This window comes from Rouxiella aceris, assembly GCF_012933545.1.
Taxonomy (GTDB): Bacteria; Pseudomonadota; Gammaproteobacteria; order Enterobacterales; family Enterobacteriaceae; genus Rouxiella; species Rouxiella aceris.
Genome location: NZ_JAADJU010000001.1, coordinates 358,649 through 378,958, shown reverse-complemented (window position 1 = coordinate 378,958; position 20,310 = coordinate 358,649). Strand labels below are relative to the sequence as shown.

Here is a 20,310-nt window from a genome sequence, read left to right as displayed (position 1 = left end):
TCAATGGCTCAGCCAGACATCGTAGAAGTTTGGCTTGGCATTGGTTGCCCAACTGATGTCATGGACATTTTTCGAGATACCCAACTGATAGGCGGGCACATACAGCGGCACCACATAGGCCTGATCGATAACCTGCCGTTGTACCTCGCTATAGAGCTGCTTACGTTGCTCATCGGGCGCGCCCACCGCCAGTTTTAGCTTATCGTCCAGAGCGCTGACATGGCTAAAGTTGGAGCCTTTCGGCGGGATATAGTCGGAGTGAAAGACGGTGCGTAAAATATCCGGTTCTGCGCGGACGTAGAAATTCGACACAATATCGTAGTCGTTATTGACGGTACGCGCGCTGAACACGCCGGAGTCTACCGGGTCAAGCTGCAGATCAAATCCGGCTTTTTTCACCTGGAACTGAATGGCCTGGAATAAGGTGATATCGGCACTTTCCACCGAGGTCGGGTCATAAACAAAATGCACTGTCAGTTTTTTGCCCTGTTTGGTGCGGATCCCGGTTGCGTCTTTCTCCTGCCAGCCTGCCTGATCCAGTAACTGGTTGGCTTTGTTGAGATCAAAGCCCCAAAGCGCGGCAATGCTGTGATCGTAATACAGTGTTTGCGGACCCAACACGTTATCTGCGACTTTTAGTGTGCCAAAAAACGCCACTTTAACGGCAGATGCCGGATCGCTTGCCCGTAAAAAGGCCTGACGCACCCGTTGATCCTGGAAAGGCCCCTGCGAGGTATTTAAGTACAGCAGGCGATTAACGCCAGGATCCTCTTTGGTTTCTACCTGTAGCGTCGGATTATTTTTTACCGACTGGGCATTGACCGGTGGAACGGCATCAATGGCCTGAATTTGCCCACTGACCAACGCGCCGAGACGCACCGAGGATTCCGGTAGATATTTAAAGTTGATGGCTTCGAGATAGGCCGGGCCGCTGTGTTTGGCATAACCCGGTCCCCAATGATAGTCGGCGCGACGGGTAAGCTGGCTACCGCTGCCTTTGACAAAGGATTTTAAAATAAAGGGTCCGGAGCCGACCACGGTATTGCTGGTATTGACGGTGTTTTGCAGATACGTCGGTGACTGAATGCCTAAATAGGGCAAACTCAGTCCCTGCAACAGTGGCGCAAAGGGCAAGTCATAATGAATCACCAGTGTGTAAGCGTCGGGAGTGGTCAGGGTTTTGATCGGACCAAGCAGGGATTTGGCATAGCTGGAGGTGGTTTTCGGATCCAGAATACGTTGCAGATTATACTTTACCGCCTCGGCATCCAGCTTGGTGCCATCGCTAAAGGTGACGTCCTTGCGTAAGTGAAAGACATAATCGGTGTGATTGCTATTGACCTGCCAGCTCTCTGCCAGCCAGGGGGTAAACTGATTATCTGCTGCCTGACCCACCAGGGAATCCACCACATTGCGGGCAATTAACGCCGTCACCGAAAAGCCGGTGATAGACGGGTCGATGACTGGTGTATCACTGCCGAGGGCAACATTTAGCGTGCCCCCTTGTTGCGGCGTCTCGGCGGCATTTGCTGTCCCGCTTTGGCTGGCGGCGACCACTAGCGCCAGGGTGGCGATTATCTTTTTCATCTGCCACTCTTTTCTTTTTATTGTCATTAACTGTTGCTCCCGGAAGCTGGTGAAGATAATCAGAACTTGCCGAGTAAACTTACAAAGCCACGACCCAGACTTAAACGAATAAAAAAAGCTTTTTAATATCGATAAAGTAATAATGACAGACCGTGTGATGCTCAAGGCTGAGGTCCCCCGCTGAGTGCGCTTTCGGCCATGGCCCGCAAGGTTTATCTCTATTTGTAAAATCGAAATGCTTATTTATTGGTAGCCTAAAACCCGCTGCGCTCTATTTTTGTATTTCAGTTTTTGTGAAATATTTGTAAATAGAGGAGTTCAGATTGACTAGCCCATCACGCAGACGTCTTAAGACACTGGTTGGCGCAGGCAGCGTTATTTATGCTGGCAATGATCAACAGGCAGACACCGGGATCGCCCGGGCCGTTGCGCTGGCCAGGCTAGCCGAGAAAGAAAAAATCACCGGACTCTTTACCGCCGATTTGTTGCAGGCCGATCCTGATGGGCTTGCGGGAACGACCGGCAGTCAGGATCCGATCGTTACCCTGGCGGCTCTCAGTCAGGTGACCAGCAAAATAGGTCTGATCGCCACCGTCTCCACCACCTATCACCATCCTTATAACCTGGCCAGGCTAATTGGTACTCTCGACCATGTCAGCGCCGGTCGCGCTGGCTGGAATGCGGTGACCTCATCAGTGGGGGAGGAAAATTTTGGTGATATCACCCTGCCTGAACCTGCCGTGCGTTATGCGCGCGCCACGGAATTTATTGAGGTGATCAACGCGTTATTCGCTGCCAATGAGACCACGGCGGTGCGTCGCTCTGACAGTGGCGCGATCAGTATTGATCCGCGCAAACTGCACGCCATTCATCATCGCGGAGATTTTTTTAAAGTGCAGGGGCCGCTGAATGTACCGCCGCCACCGCAAAAACGACCGGTGCAATTCCAGGCGGGGCAGTCGGAACAGGGGCTGGCGCTGGGGGCAAAATATGCCGAAGTGATCTACACCTCCCAGCCGACGCTGGAAGATGCCCGCAGTTTTGTGGCGCAGGTGCAGCAGTACGCCAATGCCTATGGCCGCCATACTAACAAGCCGCTGATTATGAATTCGTTCCACTCGGTGATCGGCGATAGCGCCACCGATGTTTCCCGGCGGCTGCGTGAAAAGCATGAGCGTATTGACTATCAGCAAGGCAAGCTGAAAGTCGCCGATATGCTGGGCGGCAATATTGATTTGCGGGATTTTTCTCTCGATAAGCCGATCCCCGCCCGTTTTTTGCCAGAGGTTGGGCAGATTAACCGTCGACGGGGCAGGGCGGAGATATTCAAACGCTTTGCTCTGCAAGGATTGACGCTGCGAGAGCTGGTGATTCAGGCGCAGGAAACCGGGCATTGGTATGTGGCGGGCACCCCCGAAACCCTGGCCGACGCCATTGAAGAACGCTACCGCGCCGGAGTGCTGGATGTTATCTCCCTGCATGGTTTGGGGCAGCCCGATCAGCAGGACCTGTTACTTAATGGCCTGTTACCGGAACTGCGTAAAAGGCAGTTAATCGACGAGGATTACACCGGCGAGGATTTTCGCGCTAACCTTGAGTTGCCCGCCCTTGCCGCTGAGTAATCAGCACTGTATTTTTCCCTGTTATTTTATTGCCCGTTACGGGCAATAATTATCGCCACGTTCGGCGAATTTTCTCGCCATTTACCTCTCTCCGTACTGTGAAATATTAATCCCTCTTTGGCTTGTTAATATATTCATCAATATAATAATTAAATATTGATTCATTTATATTTAAAATAACAAATAAAAAAATCAGCTATTTTCTCAATTAATAAAAAAATTCAACTAGCATTGTAGGGATTAATGTTAGCTGTTTAGCTAAGTTGTTTTCTATCGCTGATCAATCTGCATGCCAGGTAAACCAAGGCAGTCACCGCACCACCATGCCCGCGCCGAGCTTGCCAGTGGCGTTCTCCTGCGGATAAGGATGAACGATAAGTAATAAGGAGTTTTTGTGAAAGTTAATTTTAAAATGTGGTTGGCAAATAAAAAATATCCTCTTGAGCGTAATACCCTGAATGATCATGGCGCGGAGGTGCGGATTAAAGCCGAGTTGTTTACCCTGGAGCAAATGGATATTCACGGAGAAAAACTGGCGCGCGCCCATAAAATATCGGCAGATAAGCGGCCCTATTCATTGTTAAAGCAGTTGGCGTATAACGAACGCCAGTTGACGCAATCTTGTGGATTACTGAGTTCCTCCGATCAGGACAGCATGACACCGGCGGCGCTGTGGCTGCTGGAAAACTTTTATCTGATTGAAGAGCATATTCGCCTGGTGCGGCAATTACTGCCTCCGGATTTTGGCAAGGGGCTGCCGGCATTAGTCGGCGACCGGCATACCCCGCGTATTTATGATATCGCCAATGAAATAATTATGCACAGCGATGGTCATTGGGATGTGCCCAGGCTCAGCGCTTTTATTCGCGCCTATCAGCGTATCACCCCGTTGACCCTCGGCGAGCTGTGGGCGCTGCCGGGCATGCTGCGGCTGGCGCTGATTGATAATTTGCGCCACGTTGGTGCTCAGGTGGCCGATTTTCATCAACAACGTCATCTTGCCGGGCAGTGGGTAGCAAAAATGTTGCACTGCGCGCAGAGCCAACCCGCAGACCTGATCGTGGTGATTGCCGATTTGGCACAAAAAAAACTGCCCTGTTCCAGCGCCTTTGTTGCCGAGTTGATCCGCCGCTTGCAGGGTAGCGGCGATACGCTGGCGCTCGCTCTAACCTGGGTCAAGCAGCGTCTGGCCGATGACGGGGTGACGGTGGCCACCATTATCGATGAGTTTAATCAGCAGCTTGCCGCCAGCCAGCTGTCGGTCAGCCATAGTATTCTCGGCCTGCGGCAGCTTAACGAAACCGACTGGCCGGACTTTACGGAAAAAATGAGCGCGGTAGAGGCGCTGTTACAACAGGATCCCGCCGATATTTATCGCCATATGCACTTTGATACCCGCGATAACTATCGCCAGCAGATTGAAGTGATTTCTCGCCACTGCCCCTACAGTGAAAGCCAGGTCGCCAGCCAGATCCTGACCCTTGCCCAGAGCGCAGAACAGGGCAGCCCACAGCAGCATCTGGGCTATTACCTGATTGACCAGGGGCGTGGCGAGGTAGAACAGCGGCTACAGGTGGCTATGCCGCGTTGGATGGGGTTTCGCCTGCGCTGTGCGCAAACTCCGCTGTTGTCGTGGCTGGGCAGCCTCAGTTTGCTGATTGCCGCCTGCACCGCCGATCTGCTGTTTCGCAGCCAGTCGTCGGGGATCAGCGCACTGCTGTGGTTGCTGGCGTTACCTATCGCCATTGTGGTCAGCCAGTTTGCCCTTAACTTGCTGTCGGAAATCACCACCCGCGCCCGTTTCCCGGATCCTTTACCCCGCATGGATTTTTCCGCCGGTATTCCCGCTGACTGCGCCACGCTGGTGGCGATCCCCTGTCTGTTAAGCAGTCGTGACGCCATTGACCATCTGCTTAATCAGCTGGAAGTGTGCTACCTCGGCAATACCCAGCCGTATGTCTATTTTGCCCTGCTGACCGATTTTCAGGACAACCCGAGCCGACATCACCCGGCTGATGCAGAACTGCTGGCCTATGCCATCCAACAGATCCATGCCTTGAACTACCGTTACCTGGGGCAGGAAGCGCCGTTATTCAGCCTGTTCCATCGCGCGCGGGAGTTTAATCGTCAACAGGGCGTGTGGATGGGATATGAACGTAAACGGGGAAAACTGCAGGCGCTTAATCGTTGGCTGCGCGGCGACAAAAGTGGTTTTACGCAGGTTGTTGGCGGCAACCCGTCACAGCTTAAACGGGTTAAATATGTCATCACCCTCGATAGCGATACCCATCTGCCCCGTGACAGCGTGGGCCAAATGGTGGCCACTATGGCACATCCGCTGAATCAGCCGGTTTACGACGCTGAGCGCCAACGGGTGGTAGCCGGTTATGCCATTTTACAGCCGCGACTGGCGGAAGAGGTGCCGCGCCATGGGCAAAGCCGTTACGCCGCCTTGTCCAGTTGCCTGCCTGGCAATGATCCCTATTGCTGTATGTCGTCCGATATCTATCAGGATCTGTTTGCCGAAGGCTCTTTTATCGGCAAGGGAATTTATGATGTTGATATGTTTATGCAGGCGCTGGCGGGGGTCTGCCCCGACAATCTGGTGCTTAGCCATGACCTGCTGGAAGGATGCTATGCCCGTTCCGGTGTGCTCAGTAATGTACTGCTCTACGAACAGTATCCGGCCAATTATCTGGTGGACGTCGCCCGACGCACGCGCTGGATCCGCGGCGACTGGCAACTGCTCAATTGGCTGCAACTGCGGGTGCGCAAGGCCGATGGCAGCCGCTGCCCCAATCCGCTGAGCACTCTGTCGCGCTGGAAATTATTTGATAATCTGCGCCGCAGCCTGACCATCCCCAGCCTGTTGATCTTAATTTTTAGTGCCCTGACCTGGGTGCCCAATCCGCTTTACTGGCTGGTTTTTTTGCTAACCATGTTGTGCCTGCCGATGTTGCTGGCATTGCTGATCGAGCTGCTACACAAAAGCCGCCGTCGGCCGTTAAAACAGCATATCAGGCTGGTGCTGTGCGCCACGCTGATGCGGCTAAGACGTCTTGCCTTGCGTATTGCCACCTTGCCCCACGAAGCGGGCTATTCACTCTTGGCGATTATGGTCACCCTGTGGCGACTGACTGTCAGCCGCCGCCATCTGAATGAGTGGCTAAGCTCCGATCGCTGTCAGGCCAGCTGTACCCTCTCTGTGCTGAGCTTTTATCGTCAAATGTGGCTCAACCCTTGCGCCGGACTGTTATTGAGCCTGCTCACCTACCGCTATCATCCGGCACTGATCGCTGTGGCACTGCCCATCGGTTTACTGTGGTTGCTGACCCCGGCACTGATGAGTTGGTTAAGTCGCCAGCCGGTGGCCGAAAAAGTGGCGATCAGTGACAGGCAGCGGGCATTTTTACGGCAAAGCGCCCGCGAAACCTGGGCGTTTTTTGATACCTTTGTTAATCAACAGGAGAACTGGTTACCGCCGGATAACTACCAGGAAGTCCCCGAGCCGGTGATTGCGCACCGCACCTCGCCGACCAATATTGGTCTGTCACTGCTGGCCAATCTCACCGCCTGGGATTTTGGCTATATCACTCAGGGGGAGGTGTTGCGCCGTATCGGCCAGACATTAACGACCCTGGATAAGCTGGAACACTACCGCGGGCATCTTTATAACTGGTACGACACCCGCACCCTGCAACCGCTTAGCCCGCGCTATATTTCCAGCGTTGACAGCGGCAATCTGGCCGGGCATCTGTTAACCCTCAGTGCCGGGCTGCGCGCATGGCGACAGCAACCGCTATTGGATCGGCAGCAACTGCTGGCGGGCCTCGACGATACGCTGACGCTGTTTGAGCAAAGTGTCAGCAGCGCGCCTCCCGCCTTGTTAAAAAAAATGCGCAAGCTTTGGTACGCCCTGGCCAACTCTACCGGTGAAGAGACCGGTCAGGGATTGCAGAATATGCTCGCCCTCAGCGTGTTGCTACAGCAAGCCTGTAGCGACAGCCCGTCGCGGGTGCGGCGCTGGAGCGAAAATCTGCATAGCCAGTTGGCGCAGTTCAGCGAGGAGTGGTCGCAACTGTTAGCCTGGTATCCGTGCCATAAAGAGGGCGAAAAGCTGCCGTCCTTAAGCCAGATTGCGCAATGGCATCCCCCCGCCAGCCAGCAAGGCACCTTTACCGCCGCGCGCCGCGCCAGCCTTGCCCAGGCGCAGGCTATCGCCGGTCAGCGTTTACTGATGTTGAGCGAGTTGGAACAGCGCTTAATCGATCATGCCAATATGGATTTCAGGTTTCTCTATTGTGCGGATACCCATCTGTTATGCGTCGGCTACCACTGCGACGAGAACAAACTCGACGGCGGCAAATACGACCTGCTGCCTTCAGAGATCCGGCTAACGCAATATTTCACCATCGCCACTAACCAGTTGCCGATGAAAAGCTGGTTTGCGCTGGGGCGGCTGTTTACCCGTTTTAATAAACAGTCGGCGCTGATGTCGTGGAGCGGTTCGATGTTTGAATACCTGATGCCGCAGTTGGTGATGCCGGCTTATCCCGACACCTTATTGGAAAAAATGTGTCAGTCGGCGGTGGATCGGCAAATCGCCTGGGGTGACAGCCACAACATCCCCTGGGGCATTTCCGAGTCTGGCTATGCGGCCTACGACAGTAGCCATAATTATCAATATCAGGCCTTTGGCGTCCCTGACTTGGGCCTTAAACGCGGTCTGGCGGATAACCTGGTGGTGGCGCCCTATGCCAGCATGATGGCGCTGATGGTGCGTCCGCAGGCTGCCTGTGACAATCTGCTGGCGCTGGAAAACCTCGGTGCCAGGGGCGAGTACGGTTTTTACGAAGCCCTTGATTACACCCCGGCGCGGCTGGCGCGCGGCCAACTGTATATTATTATTCGCTCTTATATGGCACATCATCAGGGCATGAGTTTTCTGGCCTTGTCGCACCTGCTGCTGAATGCGCCGATGGTCGAACGCTTTGCTGCCAACCCGGTTTATCAATCGGCGCGTTTGCTGTTGCAGGAGAGAATGCCCGATGCCGTTGAGCTTTATAGCCCACGGCGGCATTTTGAGTCAGTGGATAATGCGCTGAAATCCCGGGATCAGCCGTTGCGGAAATTTACCGATGCCGCCAGCCCGCTTCCCGAGGTGCAACTGCTGGCCAATAGCCGTTACCAATTGATGCTGACCCAGGCGGGTGGCGGTTATAGCCGCTGGGATCAGTTCGCCTTGACCCGCTGGCGCAACGATGCCACCCGCGATAGTTATGGCCTGTTTTGCTATCTGCAAGATGTCGATAGTGGCGAGGTGTGGAGCAATAGCTTGCAGCCGACTACGGGCAAAGCCAGTGGCCAGTATCAGGTGATTTTTAGTGATGCCGGCGCCGAATTTATCCGCCGTGAGGGGAAACTCAGTGCGCAAACTCAGATTGTCGTCTCCCCGGAAGACGATGTCGAACTGCGCCGTCTCTCGCTGCATTGGCGCGGACGTCAGCCTAAAGTGATTGAAATCACCACCTACGCCGAAGTGGTACTGGCCCCGGCGGCGAACGATCTGACCCATCCGGCCTTTAGCAATCTGTTTGTGCAAACGGAATTGCTGGTGGATCGAGAGGGCATTCTTTGCCATCGCCGTCCACGTGAACCGGACGAAGCCTGTCCGTGGTTATTTCATATGACAGCGATCCATGGTGATGTCGAAAGACAGACCTCCTTTGAAACCGATCGCGCAAAGTTTATTGGCCGCGGACAAACCGCTGCCGATCCGCTGGTCTTAAGACACCCCGGCCCCTTGAGCAATACGGCAGGGGCGGTGGTGGATCCGGTGATTGCCGTTCGCCACCGTATTCGGCTGAAACCCGGCGTGCCGCTGGTGATCGATATGATCCTGGGCGTTACCGCCGAACGCGACCTGAGTCTGGCGCTGCTGGATAAATACCGCGATCACCCTATTGCCGACCGTATGTTTGAGATGGCCAGCTCCCATAGCCAGATTGCCCTGCGGCAGATTAATGTCAACGACGAGGAGGCCGATCTGTTTAACCGCATGGCGGGATCGATTCTGTTTCCTGCGCGGGAATTACGCGCCGAGGCGGAGGTCATCCTGCAAAATCGCCGTGGGCAGCCCAGTCTGTGGGGGTATGCGCTATCCGGCGATCTGCCGATTGTGCTGCTTTCGATAAGCAGCAGCGAAAATATGGCGATGGTCACGCAACTGGTCAAGGCGCATCAGTACTGGCGGATCAAGGGATTAAAGGTCGATCTCCTGATCCTTAGTCACGATCTTGGTGGCTATCAACAAGCACTGTTCCACCAGATCCTCAATCTGGTAGCGGCGGGATCGGCGTCGGATCAGTACGAACAACCGGGCGGCATCTTTGTGCGCAATAGTGAACATATCACCCCGGAAGATCGCGCTTTGCTGCTCAGTGTTGCCAGCATTATGTTTGATGACCAACGTGGCAAACTCTCCACACAGCTCAAGCAACGTCTGCAACCCGCCCAGTCGTTGCCGTCCGCGCTGATACCGGTGATTGCCGCTGCCGATAACGCGCCTTGCCCCCCGGCGATCAATACGGAACATTTGCAGTTTTTTAATGGTCTGGGCGGTTTTTCCGGCGATGGTCGGGAATATCAGGTGGTGCTTAATCCGGGAGTGACCACGCCTGCGCCCTGGAGCAATGTGCTGGCAAACGACAACTTTGGCACGTTGATTTCAGAAAGCGGTCAGGCCTATAGCTGGTATGAAAATGCCCATGAATATCGCCTGACGCCGTGGCACAACGATCCGGTCTGCGACAGCAGCGGCGAGGCATTTTATCTGCGCGACGAGGAGAGCGGTCAGCTCTGGTCGCCTACCGCGCTGCCGCTGCGCGGTGAGGGAAGCTATCTTACCCGTCACGGTTTTGGCTATAGCCTGTTTGAGCATCAGCAAAGCGGTATCGCCAGCGAACTGCTGGTGCTGGTACCCGAGACAGCGCCGGTCAAGCTGATGATGCTCACCTTAAAAAATCATTCCGGACGCACGCGTAAACTTTCAGCCACCGGCTATGTGGAGTGGGTACTGGCAGAGTTACGCAGCAAGTCGCAGATGCATATCGTTACCTCGCCGCTCAAGAGTCAAAAAGGCTGCGCCGTGCTGGCGCGCAACGCGTTTAACAGCAACGGTTCAGAGCGCACGGCGTTCTTTGCCGTCAGCGGCGGACAATGTTCTCTGAGCGGCGATCGTCGCGAATTTCTCGGCCGCAACGGGTCATTGCAGCAACCCGCGGGCATGAGGCAACGGCGGCTGTCGGGCCGGACCGGTGCGGCGCTGGATCCCTGTGCCGCACTGCAATCTGCCATCACGCTGATTGACGGCGATCAGCACCGCTTTGTTTTTGTGCTCGGACTGGGAGAGGATCCGCAACAGGCCGAAAGCCTGATCGCACGCTTTCTTGACCCCGATAGCGTCGGTCACGAACTGGATAATATCCATGGTTACTGGCATCGGGTGCTGGATAAAATCCAGATAACAACACCGGATCCGGCGATCGATCTGCTTGCCAATGGCTGGCTGCTGTATCAGACCCTCTCCTGCCGCATGATGGCCCGCAGCGGCTACTATCAATCCGGCGGTGCCTTTGGTTTTCGCGATCAGCTACAGGATAGCCTGGCGCTGGTTTATGCCGCGCCACAGCGGCTACGAGAACAGATCCTGCTCTGCGCGTCGCGCCAGTTTATTGAAGGCGATGTGCAACACTGGTGGCATCCGCCTACCGGCAACGGTGTGCGTACCCGCTGCTCCGATGACTTTTTATGGCTGCCGCTGGCTATCTGCCACTACCTCGATGCAACTGAGGATAAGGCGATCCTCGATCAACGGGTGAGCTATTTGGAGGCGCGGCCGCTGGCTGCCGGTGAAGAGTCCTGCTACCAACAGCCGCAGGTCAGCCAGTTAGAGGAAAGTCTCTGGCAACATGGCGTGCGTGCGATCAGGCACGGGCTGCAATTCGGGCAACATGGTTTACCGCTGATGGGGGCCGGTGACTGGAATGATGGCATGAACCTGGTGGGCATTGCCGGACGAGGAGAAAGTGTCTGGCTCGGTTTCTTCTTCTATTATGTATTACAGCGCTATGGAGCGCTGGCGGAAAAGCTTGGCGATAGCGAGACGGCGCAACTGTGCCGGGAACAGGCAGCGCGGTTGCAACAAAACCTGCACGAACATGGCTGGGACGGTGGCTGGTATCTGCGCGGCTATTTTGACAGCGGCGAGACCCTGGGCTCTCACCATAATGCAGAATGCCAAATTGATGCCATTGCACAAAGCTGGTCGGTACTGTCGGGAGCCGGGGAGGAAACTCGCCAGCGCCAGGCAATGTTGGCGCTGGACCAGCATCTGGTGGATAAGAAAAATGGGCTGATAAAGTTACTGACCCCGCCCTTTAACGGTAACGGGCCGAACCCCGGTTATATTCGCGGTTATCTGCCGGGTGTGCGCGAAAACGGCGGGCAATATACCCATGGTGCGATCTGGGCGATTATGGCCTTTGCCGAGATGGGCGAAATTGAACGGGCGTGGCAACTGATGGCAATGATCAATCCGATCAACCATAGCCGCCATGCCGTCGATGCCGAACGCTACAAAGTTGAACCTTATGTGATATGCGCTGATATTTACTCGGTGGATCCGCACGGCGGTCGCGGTGGCTGGAGCTGGTATACCGGATCTGCCGGCTGGGCTTACCGTTTGATTATCGAGTCGCTGCTGGGGTTAAAGCGCCATGGCCATTTTATTTCCTTCAGCACCCGTTTGCCCGCCGACTGGCCGCAGGTCAGCCTGAGCTATCAGCAGGGCAGCAGTCGCTATCAGATCACCATTAAACGCGGGCAGGGAGAGTATCAGGTCAAACTGGACGGACAAACGCTGACAGACGCCATGATCCCCCTGGCTGACGATGGACAGGAGCATCAGGTCGAGGTGATCACGGCGACGGGGTAAAAATTTAACTATACCCCCTACCAGTATGTCAGTATACTCCCCCCCACTACCAAGGAGATGCTGACTTATGCCACATTCACCAGAAGAAAAGAAAAAAGTCCTGGCCCGCGTCAAGCGCGTTCGCGGGCAGATTGAAGCACTGGAACTGGCGCTTGAACGTGGGGATGACTGTAGCCCGGTGCTGCAGCAGGTCGCGGCGATCCGCGGGGCGGTCAATGGACTGATGGCAGGCATCCTTGAAAGTCATTTGCGCGAGGAGCTGATGAACGCCGACTCCTCGACGCAGTCCAGAGCGGCATCTATTGACGATGCCGTCTCTCTGATCCGAACCTATCTCCGTTAATTGCTGATCCCAACACGAGGAACACCCATGAAATCACGTGCAGCTGTTGCATTCGGTCCCGGCAAACCCCTTGAAATTGTCGAAATTGATGTAGAGCCACCTCGCAAAGGCGAAGTGCTGGTTAAAATCACTCATACCGGCGTCTGCCATACTGATGCCTTTACCCTGTCTGGTGACGATCCTGAAGGCGTATTCCCGGCAGTGCTGGGTCACGAAGGGGCGGGCGTAGTGGTCGAAGTGGGCGAAGGCGTCACCAGCGTCAAAGCTGGCGATCATGTTATCCCGCTATATACCGCAGAATGTGGCGAGTGCCTGTTCTGTAAATCCGGTAAAACCAACCTATGTGTTGCCGTGCGCGCGACTCAGGGTAAAGGTTTGATGCCGGATGGCACCACCCGTTTCTCCTATAATGGCCAGCCTATCTACCACTATATGGGCTGCTCGACATTCAGTGAATATACCGTGGTGGCCGAAGTGTCACTGGCGAAAATTAATCCTGAAGCCAATCATGAGCATGTCTGCCTGCTCGGCTGCGGTGTGACCACCGGTATTGGTGCGGTGCATAATACGGCAAAAGTTCAGCCGGGTGATTCGGTGGCGATTTTCGGCCTCGGTGGCATCGGGCTGGCCGCGCTGCAGGGTGCACGCCAGGCGAAAGCCGGACGTATTATCGCCATTGATACCAATCCGGCGAAGTTTGAACTGGCGAAAAAATTTGGCGCGACCGAATGCCTGAACCCGAAAGATTATGACAAGCCGATCCAGGAAGTGATCATCGGTATGACCGGCTGGGGTGTCGATCACTCCTTTGAATGTATTGGTAACGTCGATGTGATGCGCGCCGCGCTGGAATGCTCACACCGTGGCTGGGGCCAGTCGATTATTATTGGCGTTGCCGGTGCTGGCAAAGAGATCTCTACCCGTCCGTTCCAACTGGTGACCGGACGTCAGTGGAAAGGTTCGGCTTTCGGTGGCGTGAAAGGCCGCAGCCAGTTGCCGGGCATGGTGGAAGATGCCATGACAGGAAAAATCGAACTGGAACCTTTTGTCACCCATACCATGGGGCTGGATGATATCAACGATGCCTTTGATCTGATGCATGAAGGCAAATCCATTCGTACCGTTATTCATTACTAAGCGTTCTATGCCGGGCGTGCTGCCGCCATGTTGCATGCCCGGACTGAGTTTCTTCTTCTCTTGCCAATCAGAGCATTATGGAAAAACTTGATAGTAGCCGCATGTTTGTTGCTGTAATGGAAACCGGCAGTTTTGCCGCCGCCGCCCAGCGGCTGGGTACCAGCCACGGTCAGGCTTCGAAACTGATCACCCGGCTGGAACATGACCTGGGGATCCAGCTGTTTAAACGCAGTACCCGGGCCATGGCCCCTACCGATGTTGCTGTCGCCTACTACGACAGAATCAAACTGCTGTTGGAAGAGTACGACGCGCTCAATGATTCGGTGCGTAACGCTTCGGAATCTCCGGCTGGCAAAATACGCATTACCGTGCCGGTCACTTTTGGTACCACCCAGCTTAGCCACCATCTGATCGCTTTTGCGCAACGCTTTCCCCATATCGAGCTGGACGTCAATTTTAGCGACCGACAGGTGAATGTGGTCGATGAGGGTTATGATCTGGCGCTGCGCATTGGTGCACTGGCCGACAGCAGTCTGATTGCCAGAAAACTCTGTGCTATCAGGGTGATTATTGTGGCCTCGCCGGACTATCTTGAGCAGCGGGGAGTGCCGGAAACCTGGCAGCAGCTGTCACGCCATGATTGCATTGTTGATACCAATTTTCGTGACGCTTTTCGCTGGCCCTTTCTGGACGCCAGTCAGCATATCCAGGAGCTACCGATTGGTGCACGGCTGAAGTTTTCCAACGCCGACGTTTGCCTGCAAGCCGCTTGTGCCGGCTTGGGCATCACCCGCGTCCCCACCTTTGTGGCTGGCGATCGGCTGCGCAGCCAACAGGTGATCCCGCTATTAACCCAATACGAAGTGCCGCCACTGGGTCTGTTTGCTTTATATCCCCCAGCCAAACATCTGGCGCGAAAATCCCGCACGCTGATCGATTTTCTGGTGGAAGCCTTATCCGGTCAACCTGCCTGGGATCAGGGCTGGTGATTCGTTCCAAAATGGAAATAAACATAGCTGTTTTGGCAGGATAATCATCTGTATGGAAATAAAGTATCTTGCTTCTTATCCGCTGTAGTCCGGGCGATAAGGGTAAACAGGCGTTAACCAACAGTGAGGAAATAGCATGCTGGTAGAGGGTAAATGGACCGCGGAGTGGCACCCGGTGCAGGCCACCGATGAAAAAGGCGGCTTTGTTCGCCAGACATCAAGTTTTCGCCACTGGGTGACCCCGGACGGCAAACCCGGGATCACCGGCGACGGCGGATTTGCCGCCGAGGCAGACCGCTATCATCTCTATGTTGCGTTGATTTGCCCGTGGGCCTCGCGCACCCTGATCGCCCGCAAACTCAAAGGCCTGGAGCAGACCATCAGCGTGTCGGTGGTCGAGCCCTGGTTGCTGGATGAAGGCTGGCACTTTGGCGATTATCCGGGGGCCACCCGCGATGCATTAAATGATTTTGAATGGGTTCATCAGCTCTATACCCATGCCGACAGCACTTATACTGGGCGGGCTACGGTGCCGGTGCTGTGGGATAAAAAAACGCGCACCATCGTCAATAATGAATCGGCGGATATTGTGCGTATGCTTAATAGCGGCTTTGGCGATCTGGCTTCGCCGTTGTTTGACCTTTATCCGCCAGAACTACGCCAGGAAATTGACCAGCTAAACAGTGAAATTTATCCGCGGCTGAATAATGGCGTCTACCGCACCGGGTTTGCCACCACTCAGGAAAGCTACCTGGAGGCCTATCATGAGGTTTTTGCCATGCTGGCGCAGCTTGAGCAACGCCTCAGTGATAAACGCCATTTCCTGTGCGGCGACAATTTCACCGAAGCGGATATTCGCCTGTTTGTCACGCTGATCCGTTTTGATGCCGCCTATTACGGCATCTTTAAATGCAATCAGCGCCAGTTGCGCGAGTACCCGCATTTGCATCGCTATGTGAAACGCGTTTTGGATCTGCCTGGTGTGCGCGAGACGGTAAATATTGACCATATCAAGCAGGGCTATTACTCCATCAAAGCGCTTAATCCTAATATGATCGTCCCGGCTGGCCCGGATTTAAGCCACTACGGACTCTAAGGAAGATAACTGTGACTAAACAAATTGTTATTTTGCTGCACGGCGTCGGCAGCCAGGGAAATGACCTACAACCCCTCGCCAGACTCTGGGCCACCACCCTGCCGGATGCGTTGTTTGTTACCCCCAATGCGCCGCAGCGTTTTGACCAGGGGCCGGGCTATCAGTGGTTTAGTGTAATGGGCGTCACCGAGCAGAATCGCGCGCAGCGTATTGTCGCTGCCCGGGCGGAGTTTGATCGTGTGATCGCCGGGATCCTCAGCGAACATGCCTTCGATCCGCAAAACGATAGCCTGGTCCTGGCCGGTTTTTCGCAGGGATCTATTATGGCACTGGATGCGTTAGTGACCGGGCGTTATCCGCTGGCTGCCGTGGTGGCATTTTCTGGTCGGTTGGCGTCGGTAGCACCTTATACGCCACAGCCAGGGGCGCGAGTATTGCTGGTTCATGGTAAACAGGATGCGGTGATTTCCTGGACAGAAAGCGAATCTGCCGCGCAGAAAATCAAGGCACTGGGTTTTGATGTCACTCTCTCCCTTGAAGAGGGCACGCCCCACACCATCACCGCTGACGGAGCCAACGCGGCGGCCAAATTTATTGCCCGGGCACTCTCTGCCTGATCATCACTGTTGACGCTCTCCGGGCTACCGGAGAGCGCTTACTGACCCTGTCGGCAATGTCAACGTACTGACAAGTTGCCAACAAAGATGTGCCGAAACATTCAATTATCCGCGCCATAAAAACCGCCTGTTGCCTCTCTTATTTTTATTAATCACTTATTTTTCATAACATTATTCAATACAAAGCCGGCTGGCATGCCCTGTGCTTGGATCCTGCAACCATGCGTTGAGCAACGTTGAGTTTCAGACCAATAAAACAGACTGTGAAGGATAAGAAGGGTGGGGGAGTGAAATAGCACAAAGTTAGTCTTCTGGCGTCGTGACTCACTGCTATTACCTGCCAACTCTTCTGCGCATCTCTTCATTGCAAACCGGAGAGTGATTCATGCCCAGAAAAATGAAAACCATGGACGGCAATACGGCCGCAGCCTATGTGTCCTATGCCTTCACGGACGTTACTGCCATCTATCCCATTACCCCCTCGACGCCCATGGCGGAGAGCGTTGACGAATGGGCCGCGCAGGGGAAAAAGAACCTGTTTGGTCAGAGCGTAAAAATTATCGAGATGCAATCCGAATCCGGTGCTGCGGGGGCCATCCACGGTGCCTTGCAGGCGGGGGCTCTGGCGACCACTTACACTGCGTCCCAGGGGCTGTTATTGATGACCCCCAATATGTATAAAATTGCCGGTGAACTGCTACCGGCGGTTTTTCATGTCAGCGCCCGGGCGTTGGCCACCAACTCGCTGAATATTTTTGGCGATCATCAGGATGTGATGGCCGTGCGGCAAACCGGCTGTGCCATGCTGGCGGAAAGCAGCGTCCAGCAAGTGATGGATCTGGCTGCCGTCGCCCATTTGGCGGCGATCAAGGGACGCATTCCCTTTATTAACTTCTTTGACGGTTTCCGTACTTCCCACGAAATTCAAAAAATCGAAGTGCTCGATTATGCGGAATTGGGCGCACTGCTGGACTGGGAAGCGGTGACGCGTTTTCGGCAAAATGCCCAGCATCCCGACCACCCGGTAGTCCGGGGAACGGCACAAAATCCGGATATCTATTTTCAGGAGCGCGAAGCCTCCAACAAATTTTACGATGCCCTGCCGGAAGTGGTTGAGGCCTATATGGCGCAGATTAGCCAGCTTACCGGCCGGGAATATCATCTGTTCAACTATTATGGTGCCCCGGATGCCGACCGGCTGATTATTGCCATGGGCTCGGTATGCGAGACAATTCAGGAAACGGTGGACTACCTGAATGCGGCGGGGGAAAAGGTCGGGGTGTTGACCGTCCATCTGTATCGACCTTTTTCACTGAAGTATTTCTTTAAATATATTCCGAAAAGCGTCAATAACATCGCCGTGCTCGATCGTACCAAAGAGCCGGGGTCGCTGGCGGAACCGCTCTATCTCGACGTTAAAAGCGCCTTTTACAACAGTGACTGGCGACCGGTGATCGTCGGTGGCCGCTATGCCCTCGGCGGTAAAGATATTCTGCCGGCGCATATTATCTCCATCTACCAGAACCTGGCCGCCGAGCGACCGAAAGATGGTTTTACCGTCGGTATTGTCGATGATGTCACCTTTCGTTCGCTCCCGGCTCCCGGCAAAGATATTGATATCTCATCGCCGGGCATTACCGCCTGCAAATTCTGGGGGCTGGGTTCGGACGGCACCGTCGGGGCCAATAAAAGCGCCATCAAGATTATCGGCGATAAAACGGCAATGTTTGCCCAGGCCTACTTCGCCTATGATTCAAAAAAATCCGGTGGTGTGACCATGTCGCATCTGCGCTTTGGTGACCATCCGATCACGTCGCCTTATTTGATCCATCAGGCCGACTTTATCTCCTGCTCGCAGCAATCTTATGTCAGCAAGTATCACCTGCTCGCCGGTCTGAAACCCAACGGCATCTTTCTGCTGAACTGTAGCTGGGACGTCGCCGAATTGGACGACCAACTGCCGACCGCCATGAAACGCTATATTGCCGATAACCATATCCGTTTTTATATTGTTAATGCGGTAGGCATTGCCCAGCAGCTTGGTCTCGGTGGCCGCTTTAATATGATTATGCAGGCGGCGTTCTTTAAGCTGGCGGATATTATCCCGCCGGAGATTGCCAGCGAATATCTGAAGCAGGGCATTGTCAGCGCCTACGGTAATAAAGGGCAAAAAATTATCGATATGAACAACCTGGCGGTGGATAAGGGGATGACCTCGGTGGTGGCGGTGACCATTCCTGCCGCCTGGAAGCTGGGGGAGGAGCTGGTCACAGCGCCAAAAACTGTCCCTGCCTTTATCAAGGATATCCTGATCCCGATGAACCGCCAGGAAGGGGATTTACTGCCGGTCAGTATGTTTAACGGCATAGAAGACGGCAGTTTCCCCTCCGGTACTTCGGCGTATGAAAAACGCGGGGTGGCAATCAATGTGCCGGTATGGCAAATGGATAAATGCACCCAGTGCAACCAGTGCGCCTTTATTTGCCCCCATGCGGCCATTCGCCCGGTATTGCTTAGCGAACAGGAGCTGCAAAATGCCCCTATTGGGTTTGATGCCAAAGCGGCTTCCGGGGCAAAAGGTGCCTACTATCGGATCGCCATTTCTCCGCTGGATTGTTCCGGCTGCGGCAACTGCGCCGATGTCTGTCCGGTAAAAGGCAAGGCGCTGGCGATGGAGCCGCTGGAATCACAACAGTTGCAGATCGATCTCTGGGAACATGCGCTGGCGCTGACACCAAAAGCCAACCCAATGAATAAATTTACCGTCAAAGGCAGTCAGTTTGAACAGCCTTTGCTGGAGTTCTCCGGTGCCTGCGGCGGCTGTGGCGAAACTCCTTATGCCAAGCTGGTGACGCAATTGTTTGGCGACCGCATGATGATTGCCAATGCCACGGGCTGTTCATCTATCTGGGGGGCCAGCGCACCGTCGATCCCTTATACCACCAACCATAAAGGGCAAGGTCCGACCTGGGCCAACTCGTTATTTGAAGACAATGCCGAGTTTGGCCTTGGGATGATGCTTGGCGTCGATGCCCTGCGCGACACCCTGGCCACCCAGGTCAAGGCGGCGCTGGCAACACCGCTTACTGAAGAACTGAGCGCCGCCTTGAGCGACTGGCTGCAATATAAAGATCTTGGCGAAGGCACGCGGGAAAGGGCCGATACGTTGCTGGCACTGCTGACCACACTAACACCGGGCGAAGCGCCGCTATTGGATGCCATCTATGCCAACCGCGACTATCTGGCGAAACGATCCCACTGGATCTTTGGCGGCGATGGCTGGGCCTACGATATTGGCTTTGGCGGTCTGGATCATGTGCTGGCCTCCGGTAATGATGTCAACGTGCTGGTTTTTGATACCGAAGTCTATTCCAACACCGGTGGGCAATCGTCGAAATCCACCCCTGCGGCGGCCATTGCGCAATTTGCCGCCAACGGTAAAAAGACCCGCAAGAAAGATCTCGGCATGATGGCCATGAGTTACGGCTATGTCTATGTTGCCCAGGTGGCGATGGGGGCTGATAGAAACCAGACATTGCGGGCGATTGCCGAAGCGGAGGCCTATCCCGGACCTTCATTGATTATTGCCTATGCTGCCTGTATCAACCATGGCCTACGCATTGGCATGGGCTGCAGCCAGCGCGAGGCCAAACGCGCGGTAGAAGCGGGTTATTGGGCCAACTATCGCTATCATCCACAGCTTAAAGATGCGGGGAAAAATCCCTTTATCCTCGATTCGGACGAACCGGAAGAGGATTTTCAGGAGTTCCTTGCCGGTGAAGTGCGCTACTCATCGTTAAAAAAACAGTATCCGCAGTTTGCCGAATCACTGTTTAAAAAGACTGAGCAGGATGCCAAAGAGCGGCTGGAGGGCTATAAAAAACTTGCCTCCTCTTAAGCGGGTCGAAGGTTAGAACGGGGTCT

At 54.6% G+C, this 20,310-nt stretch carries 9 protein-coding genes; 8 read left to right on the top strand and 1 reads right to left on the bottom strand.

Annotation, left to right across the window (positions count from 1 at the left end; all coding sequences use genetic code 11):
* Entirely contained in the window at nucleotides 1-1,587 is a 1,587-nt protein-coding gene (locus GW590_RS01675) for an ABC transporter substrate-binding protein (protein ID WP_235955828.1), read from the bottom strand.
* A 323-nt stretch (nucleotides 1,588-1,910) separates the two neighbouring features.
* On the opposite strand from GW590_RS01675, the gene GW590_RS01670 reads away from it, so the two are divergent.
* The 8 genes from GW590_RS01670 (at nucleotide 1,911) to nifJ (ending at nucleotide 20,284) form a co-directional block, all read left to right on the top strand.
* Entirely contained in the window at nucleotides 1,911-3,209 is a 1,299-nt protein-coding gene (locus tag GW590_RS01670; protein WP_169401279.1) for an NtaA/DmoA family FMN-dependent monooxygenase, read from the top strand.
* 394 nt (nucleotides 3,210-3,603) lie between these two features.
* Nucleotides 3,604-12,204, top strand: a complete 8,601-nt coding sequence (locus GW590_RS01665) for a GH36-type glycosyl hydrolase domain-containing protein (RefSeq protein WP_408014898.1) — start codon at nucleotides 3,604-3,606, stop codon at nucleotides 12,202-12,204.
* Between the two features lie 67 nt (nucleotides 12,205-12,271).
* Nucleotides 12,272-12,547, top strand: coding sequence for a formaldehyde-responsive transcriptional repressor FrmR (frmR, locus tag GW590_RS01660; RefSeq protein ID WP_169401278.1), 276 nt, complete (start codon nucleotides 12,272-12,274; stop codon nucleotides 12,545-12,547).
* Between the two features lie 27 nt (nucleotides 12,548-12,574).
* Nucleotides 12,575-13,684, top strand: a complete 1,110-nt coding sequence (locus tag GW590_RS01655; RefSeq protein ID WP_169401277.1) for an S-(hydroxymethyl)glutathione dehydrogenase/class III alcohol dehydrogenase — start codon at nucleotides 12,575-12,577, stop codon at nucleotides 13,682-13,684.
* 77 nt (nucleotides 13,685-13,761) lie between these two features.
* The gene (locus tag GW590_RS01650; protein ID WP_169401276.1) at nucleotides 13,762-14,673 is read left to right on the top strand and encodes a LysR family transcriptional regulator; all 912 of its coding nucleotides are present in this window, start codon (nucleotides 13,762-13,764) and stop codon (nucleotides 14,671-14,673) included.
* A gap of 136 nt (nucleotides 14,674-14,809) precedes the next feature.
* Nucleotides 14,810-15,769 carry a glutathione S-transferase family protein gene (locus GW590_RS01645; RefSeq protein ID WP_169401275.1) on the top strand — a complete coding sequence of 320 codons (960 nt, stop codon included), beginning with the start codon at nucleotides 14,810-14,812 and terminating at the stop codon, nucleotides 15,767-15,769.
* 11 nt (nucleotides 15,770-15,780) lie between these two features.
* On the top strand, nucleotides 15,781-16,386 hold the full coding sequence (locus tag GW590_RS01640; protein WP_169401274.1) for an alpha/beta hydrolase: 606 nt from the start codon (nucleotides 15,781-15,783) through the stop codon (nucleotides 16,384-16,386).
* 385 nt (nucleotides 16,387-16,771) lie between these two features.
* Nucleotides 16,772-20,284, top strand: a complete 3,513-nt coding sequence (gene nifJ, locus GW590_RS01635; protein ID WP_169401273.1) for a pyruvate:ferredoxin (flavodoxin) oxidoreductase — start codon at nucleotides 16,772-16,774, stop codon at nucleotides 20,282-20,284.
* Nucleotides 20,285-20,310 lie beyond the last annotated feature (26 nt).